Source organism: Pseudomonas sp. S30, from assembly GCF_016518545.1.
GTDB lineage: Bacteria > Pseudomonadota > Gammaproteobacteria > Pseudomonadales > Pseudomonadaceae > Aquipseudomonas.
In genome coordinates, this window is the sequence record NZ_JACVTO010000006.1 from 189,486 (window position 1) to 203,839 (window position 14,354).

10 protein-coding genes are annotated in these 14,354 nt (G+C 58.4%); all 10 read left to right on the forward strand.

Features of this window, described 5'->3' with window-relative positions:
* Position 1: 1 nt before the first annotated feature.
* The 10 genes from wecC to IAE34_RS09450 all read left to right on the forward strand — a co-directional run bounded on the left by wecC (position 2) and on the right by IAE34_RS09450 (position 14,352).
* Entirely contained in the window at positions 2-1,267 is a 1,266-nt protein-coding gene (gene wecC / locus IAE34_RS09405; RefSeq protein ID WP_200138732.1) for a UDP-N-acetyl-D-mannosamine dehydrogenase, read from the forward strand.
* Positions 1,264-2,712, forward strand: a complete 1,449-nt coding sequence (locus IAE34_RS09410; protein WP_200138632.1) for a mannose-1-phosphate guanylyltransferase/mannose-6-phosphate isomerase — start codon at positions 1,264-1,266, stop codon at positions 2,710-2,712. Before wecC ends, IAE34_RS09410 begins: the two co-directional genes overlap by 4 nt.
* Before the next feature lie 25 nt (positions 2,713-2,737).
* The gene (gene gmd / locus IAE34_RS09415) at positions 2,738-3,775 is read left to right on the forward strand and encodes a GDP-mannose 4,6-dehydratase (protein ID WP_200138634.1); all 1,038 of its coding nucleotides are present in this window, start codon (positions 2,738-2,740) and stop codon (positions 3,773-3,775) included.
* On the forward strand, positions 3,759-4,679 hold the full coding sequence (locus IAE34_RS09420) for a GDP-mannose 4,6-dehydratase (RefSeq protein WP_200138636.1): 921 nt from the start codon (positions 3,759-3,761) through the stop codon (positions 4,677-4,679). Before gmd ends, IAE34_RS09420 begins: the two co-directional genes overlap by 17 nt.
* 73 nt (positions 4,680-4,752) lie before the next feature.
* On the forward strand, positions 4,753-5,724 hold the full coding sequence (locus IAE34_RS24330) for a glycosyltransferase (protein ID WP_233631036.1): 972 nt from the start codon (positions 4,753-4,755) through the stop codon (positions 5,722-5,724).
* Between the two features lie 214 nt (positions 5,725-5,938).
* A complete protein-coding gene (locus tag IAE34_RS09430) occupies positions 5,939-7,045 on the forward strand; it encodes a hypothetical protein (RefSeq protein WP_325100982.1) in 1,107 nt (368 codons plus the stop codon).
* Positions 7,029-8,342, forward strand: coding sequence for an O-antigen polymerase (locus IAE34_RS09435; RefSeq protein ID WP_233631038.1), 1,314 nt, complete (start codon positions 7,029-7,031; stop codon positions 8,340-8,342). Before IAE34_RS09430 ends, IAE34_RS09435 begins: the two co-directional genes overlap by 17 nt.
* A gap of 10 nt (positions 8,343-8,352) precedes the next feature.
* The gene (gene asnB / locus IAE34_RS09440; RefSeq protein WP_200138638.1) at positions 8,353-10,281 is read left to right on the forward strand and encodes an asparagine synthase (glutamine-hydrolyzing); all 1,929 of its coding nucleotides are present in this window, start codon (positions 8,353-8,355) and stop codon (positions 10,279-10,281) included.
* Positions 10,282-10,381: 100 nt separating this feature from the next.
* Positions 10,382-12,526 carry a bi-domain-containing oxidoreductase gene (locus IAE34_RS09445; RefSeq protein WP_200138640.1) on the forward strand — a complete coding sequence of 715 codons (2,145 nt, stop codon included), beginning with the start codon at positions 10,382-10,384 and terminating at the stop codon, positions 12,524-12,526.
* Positions 12,523-14,352 (forward strand): heparinase II/III family protein, encoded by a 1,830-nt coding sequence (locus IAE34_RS09450; protein ID WP_200138642.1) that lies wholly within the window; start codon positions 12,523-12,525, stop codon positions 14,350-14,352. Before IAE34_RS09445 ends, IAE34_RS09450 begins: the two co-directional genes overlap by 4 nt.
* Positions 14,353-14,354: the final 2 nt, after the last annotated feature.

Sequence of the window (14,354 nt, forward strand, 5' to 3'; positions counted from 1 at the left end):
TATGAGTATTTCCAAGGTTTCCGTCATTGGCCTGGGTTACATCGGTCTCCCGACTGCGGCCGTGTTCGCTTCGCGTAAAATTCAGGTGATTGGCGTCGATGTCAACCAGCACTGCGTCGACACGATCAATCGTGGGCAGATTCACATCGTCGAGCCAGACCTGGATATGGTGGTTCACGCTGCGGTTACCGAAGGCTATCTGCATGCCAGTACCACGGCGCAGCCAGCTGACGCCTTCCTCATCGCAGTGCCCACGCCTTTCAAGGAAGGATTCAAGCCCGACCTGAGCTACATCGAGTCGGCGAGCAAGGCCATCGCCCCGGTTCTGAAGAAAGGGGATCTGGTCATCCTCGAGTCCACGTCCCCGGTAGGTGCGACCGAGCAGATGGCCGCGTGGCTCGCTGAGGCACGGCCTGATCTGAGCTTTCCTCAGCACCAGGGCGAGGCTTCCGACATTCGTGTAGCGCATTGTCCTGAACGCGTCCTGCCTGGCCATGTACTGCGCGAGCTGGTACAGAACGATCGCGTGATCGGCGGCATGACCGAGAAGTGTTCGCTGGCAGCCCGTGCGCTGTACAAGACTTTCGTGGAGGGCGAGTGCGTGCTGACCAATGCACGTACCGCCGAAATGTGCAAGTTGACGGAAAACAGCTTCCGCGACGTGAACATCGCCTTTGCCAACGAGTTGTCGATCATCTGCGAGGAGCTCAAGGTCGATGTCTGGGAGCTCATCAGGCTGGCCAATCGACACCCGCGGGTCAATATCCTTCAGCCTGGTCCAGGCGTGGGCGGCCACTGCATTGCAGTCGACCCATGGTTCATCGTCGACTCCGCGCCAGAGCAGGCCAAGCTGATCCGCACCGCCCGCCAGGTCAACGACGCCAAACCTGCATGGGTGATCGAAAAGCTGCATGCAGCCATTGGTGAACACCTCAGCAGCCACCCTGGCAAGACTGCCCAGGAGGTGGTGGTGGCGTGCTTCGGCCTGGCGTTCAAGCCCGATATCGACGATCTTCGGGAGAGTCCGGCTCTGGAGATCACCAAGGAAGTCAGCAAGCGTCATGCGGGCAAGATCGTCGTGGTCGAGCCGAACATCCACATGTTGCCCGCCTCCTTGGATACAGCCGTGCTGTCCACCGTGGAGGAAGCGATCGAGCAAGCTGACGTTCTGCTGCTGCTGGTCGACCACAAGCCATTCAAGGCCATTGCGCCGCAGTCGCTCGAAGGTCTGCAGATCGTCGACACGCGTGGGATCTGGCCGGTATGAAGGTCCTTCCGGTTATCATGTCCGGTGGGTCGGGTACCCGCCTATGGCCGTTGAGCAGAACGCTATATCCGAAGCAGTTTCTAGCATTGTATGGCCGTGAAACGCTGTTCCAGCAGGCCATCGAGCGTCTCATGAAAATTGCGCCGAAGGATTGCGAACTGCTGCCTCCCTGCATCGTGGCCAATGACGAGCATCGGTTCCTGTGTCTGGACCAACTGCGCGAGATCAAGGTCGAGCAGGGAACTTTGATTCTCGAGCCGGTAGGGCGCAATACTGCCCCAGCCTTGACGCTGGCGGCGCTTCAGGCTCGCGACGGCTTCGCAGCCGATGCCGATCCGGTGCTGGTGGTCATTCCAGCAGACCAGACCATCCATGACGTCGCAGTCTTCACACGTGTCGTGGAAAAGGCCGTGGAAGTCGCTGCACTAGGCGCGATTGTCACCCTCGGTATCCAGCCTGACCGTCCCGAGACTGGGTATGGCTATATCCACTCGGCCGATGTCGCTGAGGTCAAGCATGTCGACTCCTTCGTCGAGAAGCCCGATCTGGAAACAGCTCAGCGCTATCTCGAGTCTGGTAGCTACTACTGGAACAGTGGCATCTTCATCTTGCGCGCTTCGGTGTGGCTGCGTGCCTTGAAACACTACCGAGCCGATATCCTGGAGGCGACTGAAAGAGCCTGGGCCGCCCGTAGTGCGGACAACGGCTTCGTCAGGCCTGACGTCGGCTGTTTCCAAGCCATTGCGGCGGAGTCCATCGACTACGCCGTGATCGAGCACTGCACGCGGTCGCCAGTTCCAGGACTGGAGCTCAAGATGCTGGCCATGGACGCCGGCTGGTCCGACCTTGGCGCCTGGGATGCCGTATGGCGCTCCGGCGAAAAGGATGCTCAACACAACAGCGTCCACGGCGATGTGATCCTTGATTCAAGCACCGATACCTTGGTGTACGCCTCCCACCGCCTGGTGACTGCTGTCGGTCTTGACAACATGGTCATCGTCGAAACGCCAGACGCCGTTCTGGTCGCTGATAAAAGCCGTTGTCAGGGCGTGAAGGCCATCGTCGAGGCACTGGGCCGGGACACGCGTAGTGAATCCAAGCTGCACCGCCGTGTCCATCGCCCTTGGGGCTGGTACGACAGCATCGACAGCGGTTCCCGTTTCCAGGTCAAGCGCATATTGGTCAATCCCAAGGCGACGTTGAGCCTTCAGAAGCATTATCACCGCGCCGAGCATTGGATCGTCGTCTCCGGTACCGCCGAAGTTACCTGCGAGCAGCAGGTGTTCCAGCTCAACGAGAACCAAAGTACCTATATCCCTGTCGGTCATGTCCATCGGCTTTCCAACCCCGGTACCATTCCGTTGGAAATCATCGAGGTGCAATCGGGAAGCTACCTTGGCGAAGACGATATCGTCCGATTCGATGACACCTATGGCCGTATTTAAGGTTTGAATTTTAGTGGAGTGGCAAATGCAAAAGAGTGCGCTGATTACGGGCATCACCGGGCAGGACGGGGCTTACCTTGTCGAGTTGCTGCTGGGTAAGGGTTACAAGGTCTATGGCACCTACCGTCGGACCAGTTCGGTGAATTTCTGGCGGTTGCAGGAACTCGGTTTGCTGGGCCATGAGAACCTGCAACTGGTCGAGTTCGACCTGACCGATCTGGCAGGTACTGTGCGCCTGCTGCAGAAAACTCAGCCCGACGAGGTCTACAACCTCGCTGCGCAGAGTTTCGTCGGTGTTTCCTTCGATCAGCCCATCGCTACAGCCCAGATCACTGGCGTTGGCGCGCTGAATCTGCTGGAGGCTATCCGCATCGTCAATCCGGGCATCCGCTTCTACCAGGCTTCGACTTCGGAAATGTTCGGGTTGGTGCAGGCCGTGCCGCAATCGGAGTCGACTCCGTTCTACCCGCGCAGTCCTTACGGCGTCGCCAAGCTGTTCGCGCACTGGACCACGATCAACTACCGCGAGTCGTACAATATATTCGCTACCAGCGGTATCCTGTTCAACCACGAGTCCCCGCTGCGCGGCAAGGAGTTCGTGACACGCAAGATCACCGACGCCGTCGCTAACATCGAAGTGGGCACTCAGCAGGTGCTGGAGCTGGGCAACATGGACGCCAAGCGCGACTGGGGCTTTGCTCGCGAATACGTCGATGGCATGCATCGCATGCTGCAGGTCGACCAGCCCGATACCTTCGTCCTAGCCACCAATCGAACCGAAACGGTACGTGACTTCGTCAGCATGAGTTTCAAGGCAGTAGGGGTGGATATCGAGTGGCGCGAGAGCGGCGAAAAGGAGTTCGGCGTAGACCGCCGTACCGGGATTACTCGCGTCAAGGTCAATCCGCAGTTCTACCGTCCAGCCGAAGTCGAGCTGCTGATCGGTGACGCCTCCCTGGCCAGGGAACGCCTTGGCTGGCAGCCCACCACCAGCCTCGAGCAGCTTTGCCAACTGATGGTCGAAGCAGACCTGAAGAGGGCCAAGCATGGCACTTCGTTCTGACAAGACCGTCCTCATCACCGGCCTGTCTGGCTTCACCGGTGCGCATCTTGCGCACCGCCTGAGCGAAGAAGGTTGGCGTATCGTAGGGCTGGGTGGACGTCGCCTGGCGTGTGAGGCCGAGCATCTGGAGGCGGATCTGAATGATACCGCGCGCCTGACCGAGTGGATCGGTCAGGTCAAGCCTACGCATGTCGTTCACCTTGCCGCTCTGGCGCACGTCACCGGTAGTGATGCACTGTCTTACTACCGAGTCAACGTGCTGGGTACCGAAAGCTTGCTCACGGCTCTCCAGGACAGTGGCGTGGCCTTGGAAAAGGTCATCATTGCCAGCAGTGCCAACATCTATGGCAATGCGTTGAAATCGCCGATCGCCGAAGACAGCGAGCCGCGGCCGATGAATCACTACGCGTTGAGCAAGTTGACCATGGAGGCACTGGTTGGCAAGTGGTTCAGTCGTTTTCCGATACTGGTCACCCGGCCGTTCAACTATACCGGCCCAGGGCAGTCCGAAGCTTTTGTTTTCGCCAAGATCGTCGCCGCCTTCGCGCGTCGTCAAACCGAACTCCGTCTAGGCAATCTCGATGTGTCCCGTGATCTGTCGGACGTTTGCTACATCGCTGAGGCCTACGCGCGACTGCTGAAGTGCCAGGCCCAAGGGCATTTCGTGAATCTCTGCTCCGGACGCAGCGTCTCTCTGATGCAAGTCATCGACACGATGGCGGAAATTGCAGGTTATCGTCCACAGGTGCAGGTAGACCCTGCCTTCGTCCGAGCAGATGAAGTCAAGGAGTTGTACGGCACTCCACAACGGCTCTACGACCTGGTTGGTACCATCGAAGTATCTCAGCTGTCCGACACCCTGCGATCGATGTACGAATGCAATCTTCAGGCCCCAGCCAAGTGAATCACAACGGATTGGTATAACTGTGCGTATCTGTTTCTTTGCCAATATGTCTGCTCACGCCAACTGGCGTGAAATGTTCGACAAAGTCGAGTTCTACCGCGTCGACATCAGAATTCTGCAGGAGCTGGGGCATGAGGTCGTGCTGGCCGGTTCGCCCGCGAGTCTCGACTGGAAAGCCGATCTTTATTACTGCTGGTGGTGGGGCCACTCGCCGTTTCCACTGTTGGCCGGAAAGCTGCGCAGAAAGCCCGTCGTGGTGACAGGAGCATTCGATTACTCGACCTGCCGCAAGGAAATCCCTGGCCTCTGCTACCTGGACCGTCCGCTTTGGCAAAAACTGGTGTTGAAAACCTCGTTGCGCCTGGCTGATCGCAACCTGTTCATCTCCATGTCCGAATACGACGAAGTGACCAGCAACCTCGCCGTTCGTAATCCTGTCTATGCCACGCTGGCGGTGGATACGGCGTATTACTCGCCAGCGGCGCAGGTCAGCGAACCGTCCGACTACTTCTTCACGGTGACCTGGACCAGCCGTACCAATGCTATCCGCAAAGGCTTGGTGCCCAGTATCGAGGCGTTCGCTCGAATCGCCAAGGATCACCCGCAGATCCGCTTCGTCATCGCTGGCAAGCATGGTGACTATCTCCCTCAATTGCAGGCGTTGGCACAGCGTCTGGGTGTGGCCGAGCAGGTCCAGTTCATCGGCATGATCTCGGATGAGGAAAAACGGGACCATTACCGTCGTTGCCTGGCTTATGTGCAGCCCACCCTCTACGAGGGTTTTGGCCATGCCATCGGTGAGGCGCTGGCATGTGGTGCTCGAGTCATCACTTCACCGCGTGGGGCTGTACCAGAAGTGGCAGGCGAGTTCGCGCACTGGGTGCAGCCGGATAGCCCGCAGGAAATCGCTGCTGCGATGGAGCAGGTATTGGCCACGCCGGTTGGCGAGCCAGAGGCTCTGGCTCGCCATCGCTGGATCTCCGAGAAATACTCGATCGACGCACGCCGCCAAGCACTCAAGGCTATTCTCGAGACATTAGTTTGACGTGCTGAAAACTTGGCATTCAAATGAATAATAAAGGTGTACATGTGTGCTAGCTCGTGTCGTAAGAACTTTTCAGACCTCTAGATTGCTACAGTTATTCATTGTGACTGCCTGCATTCAGGGCGGAGTCATAATAAGCCAGTTTTTAATCGCACCGTTTGTTGAGCCAGGTGTGGTCGGTGTCGTCCGCTCATTGGAGACAGTCTTGGCACTGGTGGTGCTTGGCGGAAGCCTCGGGATGCAGAGCATTGCTATTCGCGACACGGCAGCCTGTGAACATCGAACTACTCAGCAAGCCGTACTGCGTCAGGTGTTTCTGCTGGTTCTGCTGACGTCAAGTTTCGTGATGTTGGGAATATACGCTGTACACAAGTTGATATTAACAACTGCGATCAGCTACTACGTGTTCCTCACGTGTGGTTTGGTATTGGTCACTAATTTACTCCGTGTGACGACAGGTTTCGCCCAGGGCGTGAAAGCAATCCATCAGGTCTACCTGCCGCTGATGTTCGTGACCGCGCTGGGCATAGTCGTGCATGTGGTACTGACCTGTTACTACGGAGTACAAGGCTGGATGGCGGCTCGCTACCTCACGGAGCTCTCATGTCTGATGGCGGTCTGGTGGCGTCTGCGCGCATACGTGGTGCCCGCCTTGCACCTGACCCGTGTTAAAAGCAGTGAGCTGAGAGCCACAGGTTTGTCTGGGTTGACAATCAATGCAAGTCTGTTTGTGCGCCTTCTGGTCGATAGTTTACCCGTTCTGATTATGACGGCGCTTCATGTCAAAACGGATGAGATCGGATTTTTCGGTCTCGCTAGCTTGAGCCTGGTTCTGGGTCTACTGCCTCTGGCTATTATTGCCCAGCGCGCGATACCCGATTTAGTGGAGGCGTTGCAGAATCCGTCTGCCCTGCGGGGTCAGTTCAAAGCCCTGATAAAAATGATGTTGCTAGTTTCGTCAGCAGTTGCAATTGCACTAATGGGCGCAGCGGGAGGCTGGCTATTGCTTGTAGGCGGCAAGTATGAGACGGCCGCGCACTATGTGCTGCTACTGGCCTTGAGTCTGCCGCTCAAGGCAGTGACACTTGCATGCGGTACGATGTTGGTGGCACTTCGAGTGTTCGGGCTTAGTTTGAAAGTCAATATTCTCGAGGGTGCATTGGTTGCCGTGATTCTTTATTTCGGCATTCCAACGGTTGCCGGATGGGCAGGAGTGGTCGCCTATTTCGCTGGGACGATGCTGTCATTGGTACTTTTGCTATCTGCCGTAAAGATGCGCGTGGCGAGCCTCGAAGGAGAGTGTGATGATGCAAGGGGATAATCGCGCGGTGACAACAGGGCAGAACTTCAGCAAAAGCGCTGGCTTCGATTGCTTTTCAGCCGGTTTTTTCTTTTTTGTGATCTGGTGCGTAGGGGTACTTGTTCCACTGTATCCGTTCATCGTCTCCATTGATGGATTTAGCCTTTTCTGGGATTTCACATTTCTGGACAAAGAGGCGTCAGTTCTTCAAGCCTTGATGATCTATAGTGCCGCATTGCTGACAGTCATGGTCGGTGTGCTGTTGGGCCGCAAGTCCCAGCTGAATTTTCCTGGGACGCCTCGATACATTGTCAGGTCGCGTATTTTCCTGCAGCGATCGATACTGTTCAGCATCGCAGGTTTAGCCGCTTTTTGCGTGATACTGATAATTCTGGGAGGTTTGACCGGGCTTCTTCAGGGGGCCAGCGACAGGATCAGAGCCTTTGCGGGGCTCAATGGTCTTTTTTTGCTGCAGAATCTTCTGCTTTCGGTGACCCTGGCCTGGTACATCCGCTTAACACGTGGGTGTTCGGTATCCCGACGCGAGCGTGTGGTCTTTTGGGGTTTCTTCATAGCCGCACTGATGGTGTGTGCTTTGCAAGGACAAAAATCCACGATATTCATCGCAATTCTTTCCCTTTTGGTCGTTCGTCACTATCGGGTGAAGCGAATAAATTTGTTCAAAGGCGCCGTGATGGGGGTCGCGATGTTTGTGTCCTTGATGACCTATCATATTTTCAAGCAGGAATTTCTTGCTACTGGGCACTTTTATTTCATCAAAGAAGACCAAGGCGTCTTCCTCTCTTTTATAAATTTTCTAGCCACCCAGTTCACTGGCAATCTCATGCAGCTGCAAACGATGACTGTTCTAGTCGATGCCATGCCCGAGGGACTGCCATGGCAAAATGGGTCAACGCTCATGATGGTTGTGCTGATTCTGATTCCATCGACCCTGTTCCCGGACAAACCGCTTACGGCTGCTGGAGTTTTTACCGCTGCATTCTGGCCCAATAAATGGCTGATGGAGGGCACTACGCTCCCACCTGGTGTCTTTGGTGAGTTCTACATGAACTTTGGCATTTTTGGGGTGCTGGCCGGCGGTTTCATCCTGGGCCTCGTGTGGGGAAGGCTGTACGGTGCGGTCATCTACAATCCCGGAAATGATCGGGCACTTGGCTCCTACGCCCTGGCCATTGCCTCGATGCTCCATCTTTTCCGCGGCGAGCTTTCCTCGGTCTTGTTGCTGCTGGCCTCCATCTGGTTGCCGTTCCTTCTTTTGAGCTCCAGGCGCGAGACGCCTGCCACTTACCCGAACTAGAGATACAGGCATGTGCGGAATTCTGGGTTATCTACACAATGGCACCAAGACGTCGATTGACTTCTCATCGGCGCTTTCATTCATTCGCCGTCGCGGGCCGGATGACCAGGGGATATGGTCCGATACCGAGGTTGGCGTTTGGCTGGGTCAAGTTCGACTGTCCATCCTCGATACCACCTCGGCCGGCCATCAACCGATGGTTTCGCCTGATGGCCGTGTAGTGATGGTGTTCAACGGCGAGATCTACAACTTTCGTGAACTGCGAGCCGAACTGCAACGTGACGGTGTAACGTTCACTAGCCAATCCGATTCCGAAGTACTGCTGGCCTTGTTCTGCCGGGACGGTATCGATTGTCTGAAAAGGCTCAATGGCATCTTCGCCGTGGTGTTCTGGGAGCGAGACAGTCAGACCCTCTGGGTCGCGCGGGATCAGCTGGGCGTAAAGCCGCTCTACGTCTTCAACGATGGCGGTTGCTTTGCATTCTCCAGTGAGATGAAAGGCTTGCTCAGAGGCGGTTTCAGTACCCCTCAAATCGATCCTCGGGCAGTGCTCGCTCATCTGGGCTATCTCTGGTCTCCAGGCGAGCGCACCATCGTGCGCGACATCACCAAAGTTCTACCTGGACAGGTATTACGGGTGCGCAATGGCCAGGTCGAAGAGAAGTGGTTCTACTATCAGTTGCCAATTCAGGAGCAGCCTCTGACCGAAAGCGTCGAGCAAACCGCCGCTGCCGTCGCCGAGGCTGTTCGTACCGCGGTCAATCGCCAATTGGTTTCCGATGTTCCCCTGGGATCTTTCCTGTCTGGAGGTCTGGACTCCAGCGCGATCGTCGCTTTCGCCGCCGAGCAGATGCGTGACAAGGAACGGCTGCAGTGCTTCAGCATCCGAGTCGACAACGGCTCGACGGCCAATGAAGGGTTCGCCGACGATCTGCCGTACGCGCAACGAGTCGCCAAGCATCTGGGTGTCGATCTGCATGTGGTCGGTGTCGGTGACGAAATGATGGATCGTCTGCCGGAGATGGTCTACCTGCTGGACGAGCCAACTCCTGATCCAGCTGCGCTCAATGCGTTGTTCATTTCGGAACTGGCCAGCCAGAATGGCATAAAGGTGTTGCTGTCCGGAGCTGGCGGAGACGACATCTTCACCGGCTATCGTCGCCATTTCGCGTTGAGCCAGGAACGCTGGTGGGGCGGCCTTCCCGCTCCCTTGCGCGGCGCGTTGGCTGCCAGTGCCAACCTGCTGCCAGCGTCCTCGCCCCTTTCGCGCCGTCTGGGCAAGGCTTTCCGCTACGCTGACCTGCCAAGTGACGACCGCTTGATCAGCTACTTCTTCTGGCTTGAGCCCGAGCAGGCTCACGGCCTGCTGGCCCCCGAACTTCTGCGGCAACTGGCTGCCGATGAGCTGTTCGCGCCGCTTCGCGAGACCTTGTCTCGAGTGCCTGCTGGTGCAACGCCGCTAGACAAGATGCTCACCTTGGAGTGCAAGCATTTCCTCACCGATCACAATCTCAACTACACCGACAAGATGGGCATGGCCGCCGGTGTGGAAGTTCGCGTGCCCCTGCTCGACATGGACCTGGTGAAGCTCGCCGGTGGCCTGCCTGCTTCGATCAAGCAGAAGGGGCGCGAGGGCAAGTGGATCTTCAAGAAGGCGATGGAACCGTACCTGCCGCACGATATCATCTATCGACCCAAGACCGGCTTTGGCGTGCCTCTGCGCAACTGGCTGCAAGGACGTCTCAAGCCACTGGTCGACGAGGTGCTGTCGCCTGCTTCCCTGCGCAATCGCGGCATCTTCGATCCTGATGCGGTAGCGCGACTGATCGCGGCCGACCGGGCAGGGCGCATAGATGCGGCCTACACGTTGTTCGGCATCGTCTGCATGGAGTTGTGGTGCAAGCAATATCTGGATGGCAACTTCGCTCTCGACCGCTGAGAACGTTGTACTGGGCCAAGGGTCGGTCGAGGCGAGTGACGCTCCCGGCCCAAGGTGATGAGAGCACGCACGGTTTTTTCAATCTTATTGGTGGCAATTCATGAAACAAGTGGTTCAGAACATGGCGAGCGGTGAAACCTCCCTGGTGCAGGCGCCGGTGCCAGCAGTGCGCGGTGGCGCCCTGCAGATCAATACCAGCCGGACGCTGATCTCGGCGGGTACCGAACGTATGCTGGTTGGATTCGGCAAGGCCAACTGGATCGAAAAGGCCCGTCAGCAGCCCGACAAAGTTCGTATGGTGTTGCAGAAGGTCCAGACCGATGGCCTGGCAACGACGGTCGAGGCCGTGCGCTCAAAGCTCGCTCAGCCGCTGCCGCTGGGTTATTGCAACGTAGGCGTGGTGGCGGCTGCTGGAGCCGGGGTGTCGGATTTCAAGCCCGGGGACCGGGTCGTCTCCAATGGTCCGCACGCCGATGTCGTGGTGGTACCGAAGAACCTGTGCGCGCGAATTCCCGATGCAGTCAGTGACGAGGCGGCATCGTTCACCGTGCTCGCCAGCATCGGTCTGCAAGGTATCCGTCTGGCCCAGCCTACGCTTGGAGAGGCGTTTGTCGTTACCGGTGTCGGCCTGATCGGCCTGGTCACCGTGCAGTTGCTGCGCGCACAAGGTTGCCGAGTGTTGGCCATCGACTTCGATGAGCAGAAGTTGGCACTGGCCCGTAGCTACGGCGCCGAGAGTTGCAACCCTGGTCTGGGCGAAGATCCGGTCGCCGCTGGTATGGCCTTCAGCCGAGGGCGCGGTGTCGATGGTGTGATCATCACCGCCTCCACCAAGTCTTCGGATCCGGTTACCCAGGCAGCGAACATGTGCCGCAAGCGCGGTCGCATCGTGCTGGTAGGCGTCACCGGACTCGAACTTAACCGAGCAGACTTTTATGAGAAGGAACTGACCTTCCAGGTTTCGTGCTCCTACGGTCCAGGTCGGTATGACCCCAACTACGAAGAAAAGGGCAATGACTTCCCCATCGGGTTCGTACGCTGGACCGAACAACGTAACTTCGAGGCCATTCTCGACATGCTCGCCAGCGGCCAGCTCAACGTCGACAAGCTCATTTCCCATCGCTTCGCCTTCGAGGAGGCGGGTAGCGCCTACCAGACCCTGACCGGCGAGAGCTCGGCGCTCGGCATCCTCCTTGAGTACCGCTCCGCGCCGCAAGAGCGTCACATCAAGGCGGTGTCGCTTTCACCCGAGTCGATGCCCGTGTTCGACCCGGTCAAACCCGTAGTGGGCTTCATCGGCGCGGGCAACTATGCATCGCGCATGCTGATTCCAGCGTTCAAGTCTGCCGGTGCCCAGTTCCATACCATCGTCACCGCCGGCGGGCTGAACGGCGTGATCCATGGCAGCAAGGCAGGCTTCGCACAAGCCTCCACCGATGTCGCTGCCATGCTGGATGATCAAGCGATCAACACCGTGGCCATCGTGACTCGGCACGACAGTCATGCGCGTTTCGTGTCACAAGTGCTCGAAGCTGGCAAGCATGTGTTCGTCGAGAAGCCGCTGGCGATCGACGAGCAAGGCCTGGCTCAGGTGCAGGACGCCTACGCCGGCGCGGTCGAGCGTGGCAGCAAGCCGCATTTGATGGTGGGCTTCAACCGCCGCTTCTCGCCGCAGGTGCAGAAGATGAAGGCGCTGCTGAGCGCTGTCCGAGAGCCGAAGTCGTTGATCATGACCATGAACGCCGGGGCCATCCCCGCCGAACACTGGACCCAGGACGAGGCCGTGGGTGGCGGTCGTATCATCGGTGAAGCCTGCCATTTCATCGACTTGATGCGCTTCCTGGTCGCCAGCCCGATCATTTCTATCCAGGCTCGTAGAATGGGTGATTCCGGCGCGGTGGCTGTCACCGAGGACAAAGCCTCGATCACGCTGGGCTTCGAGGATGGCTCTTTCGGCACCATTCTTTACTTGGCCAATGGTGCCGCGAGCTTCCCCAAGGAGCGCGTCGAAGTCTTCGCGGCGGGCCGCGTCCTTCAGCTGGACAACTTCCGCAAGCTCAAGGGGTTCGGCTGGCCAGGCTTCGACAAGCTCAATCTGTGGAAGCAGAACAAGGGACAGTCCGAGTGCGCAGCTGCGTTCCTCGAGGCGGTCGCGCAAGGTAAGCCTACGCCTATCCCCAGTGATGAAATCTTCGAGGTGGCTCGGGTCAGTATCGAAGTGGCGCGGATGCTGCGAGCTCAATGAGTCTCTTTCTCGTGAAGGCGCGGACCGCGCTGGCATTGGGGCCTGGCAATCTTTGCCGGGCGCTGGGCTACAGGCTGGGGGTGAAGACCGGGCTGAATCCCGTGCGCCGGCTTCAGGCGCAGACGCCTGAAGGGCCATTCTTCGTCGCGCCTCAACCATCGCTTCGGCAATTGCCGGTGACCAGCCAGTGGTACGAGTCGGTGCTGTACTACGGTTACTGGACGGTCGCCCAGCAGGACAGCCCGCCCGATTGGCATCTGAACCCATTGACCGGTGTACGCGTGCCTTCCCCCGACCGGCCCTGGTGGCTGATCGCCGATTTCGATCCATCGGTGGGCGACATCAAGAGCATTTGGGAGGCTTCGAGATTCGACTGGGTGCTTGCCTTCGCCCAAGGTGCCTGTCAGGGAGACTCGACGGCCCTGACACGCTTGAATCTCTGGCTTGCCGATTGGTGCCGACACAACCCGCCCTATCACGGACCGAATTGGAAGTGCGGGCAGGAAGCGTCGATTCGCGTCCTGCACCTGGCCATGAGTGCTGTACTCCTTGGCCAGCATGACGCCATCCAGCCGGGGCTGGCTGCACTGATCGAGGTGCACCTCAAGCGTATCGCGCCCACCATCAGCTATGCCATGGCCCAGGACAATAACCATGGTACGTCCGAAGCTGCCGCGCTCTATGTCGGCGGCAGCTGGCTGATGAGCAGCGGCCATCCCGCTGCCAGGGGCTGGTTCGAGGCAGGGCGGCGCTGGCTGGAAAACCGGGCGGCACGGCTGATCGAACGCGACGGCAGCTTCAGCCAGTACTCGGTCAATTACCACCGGGTGATGCTCGACACCTTCTCGATGGTGGAGGTATGGCGGCGCAAGTGCGAGCTGGCTCCTTTCAGCCCCACGTGGTACGCCCGGGCGAAGGCTGCGTCCCAGTGGCTGTTCGTGATGACCGACGCAGCCACGGGTGATGCTCCCAACCTGGGTGCTAACGACGGCGCGCGCTTGCTTGCCCTGAGCGATACCGATTACCGGGACTATCGTCCGTCGGTGCAGTTGGCGATGGCCTTGTTCGATGAGCGGCGTGCCTACGCCGATTCCGGCTCGTGGGATCTCCCCTTGCAGTGGCTGCAAGTGACCCAGCCAGAGGCCTTGGCCGAACGGCCCGTCAGCCGGTTGTTCGATCAGGGTGGCTATGCGGTACTGCATCAGCCGGGTTGCAAGGCAGTGTTGCGTTATCCGCGTTTTCGATTCCGGCCAGGACAGGCCGATGCCCTGCATGTGGATTTGTGGCTCGAGGGTAGAAATCTGCTGCGAGATGCAGGCAGTTTCAGTTACAACTGCGAACCGCAGTGGTTACGGTACTTCCCTGGTACGGCCAGTCATAATACCGTGCAGTTCGACGACCGCGACCAGATGCCGCGCCTGAGTCGATTCCTGTTCGGCGACTGGTTGCGTGCCGTGGATGTTCAGCCTCCATGCGATGGGGGCGACACGACCAGCTGTGGCGCGACCTACACAGACGGCAAAGGCGCCCAGCATGCGCGCAGCCTGAGCCTGGGACCGCGCAGCCTGCAGGTGCGCGACCAAGTCAGCGGCTTTTCCAGCAGAGCAGTGCTGCGCTGGCGCTTGGAGCCCGGAGACTGGGTCCTCCAGGACAATGGCGTGAGCAACGGCTCGCACCGGCTTTCGGTCACCGGCGATGTGCCACTCGTGCGCTGCGAGCTGGTCACTGGCTGGGAATCGCGTTACTACCTTGAAAAAACACCAGTACCAGTGTTGGAAGTCGAAGTGGCGACCGCTGGGGTCTTGATTACGGAGTATCACTGGTAACC

Bases quoted from the DNA above. Each gene is read 5' to 3' on its own strand.
- IAE34_RS09445 (WP_200138640.1), top strand. From the start codon at position 10,382: ATGAAACAAGTGGTTCAGAACATGGCGAGCGGTGAAACCTCCCTGGTG.
- IAE34_RS09435 (WP_233631038.1), top strand. From the start codon at position 7,029: ATGATGCAAGGGGATAATCGCGCGGTGACAACAGGGCAGAACTTCAGC.
- IAE34_RS09410 (WP_200138632.1), top strand. From the start codon at position 1,264: ATGAAGGTCCTTCCGGTTATCATGTCCGGTGGGTCGGGTACCCGCCTA.
- asnB (WP_200138638.1), top strand. From the start codon at position 8,353: ATGTGCGGAATTCTGGGTTATCTACACAATGGCACCAAGACGTCGATT.
- IAE34_RS09450 (WP_200138642.1), top strand. From the start codon at position 12,523: ATGAGTCTCTTTCTCGTGAAGGCGCGGACCGCGCTGGCATTGGGGCCT.
- IAE34_RS09420 (WP_200138636.1), top strand. From the start codon at position 3,759: ATGGCACTTCGTTCTGACAAGACCGTCCTCATCACCGGCCTGTCTGGC.
- IAE34_RS24330 (WP_233631036.1), top strand. From the start codon at position 4,753: ATGTTCGACAAAGTCGAGTTCTACCGCGTCGACATCAGAATTCTGCAG.
- wecC (WP_200138732.1), top strand. From the start codon at position 2: ATGAGTATTTCCAAGGTTTCCGTCATTGGCCTGGGTTACATCGGTCTC.
- gmd (WP_200138634.1), top strand. From the start codon at position 2,738: ATGCAAAAGAGTGCGCTGATTACGGGCATCACCGGGCAGGACGGGGCT.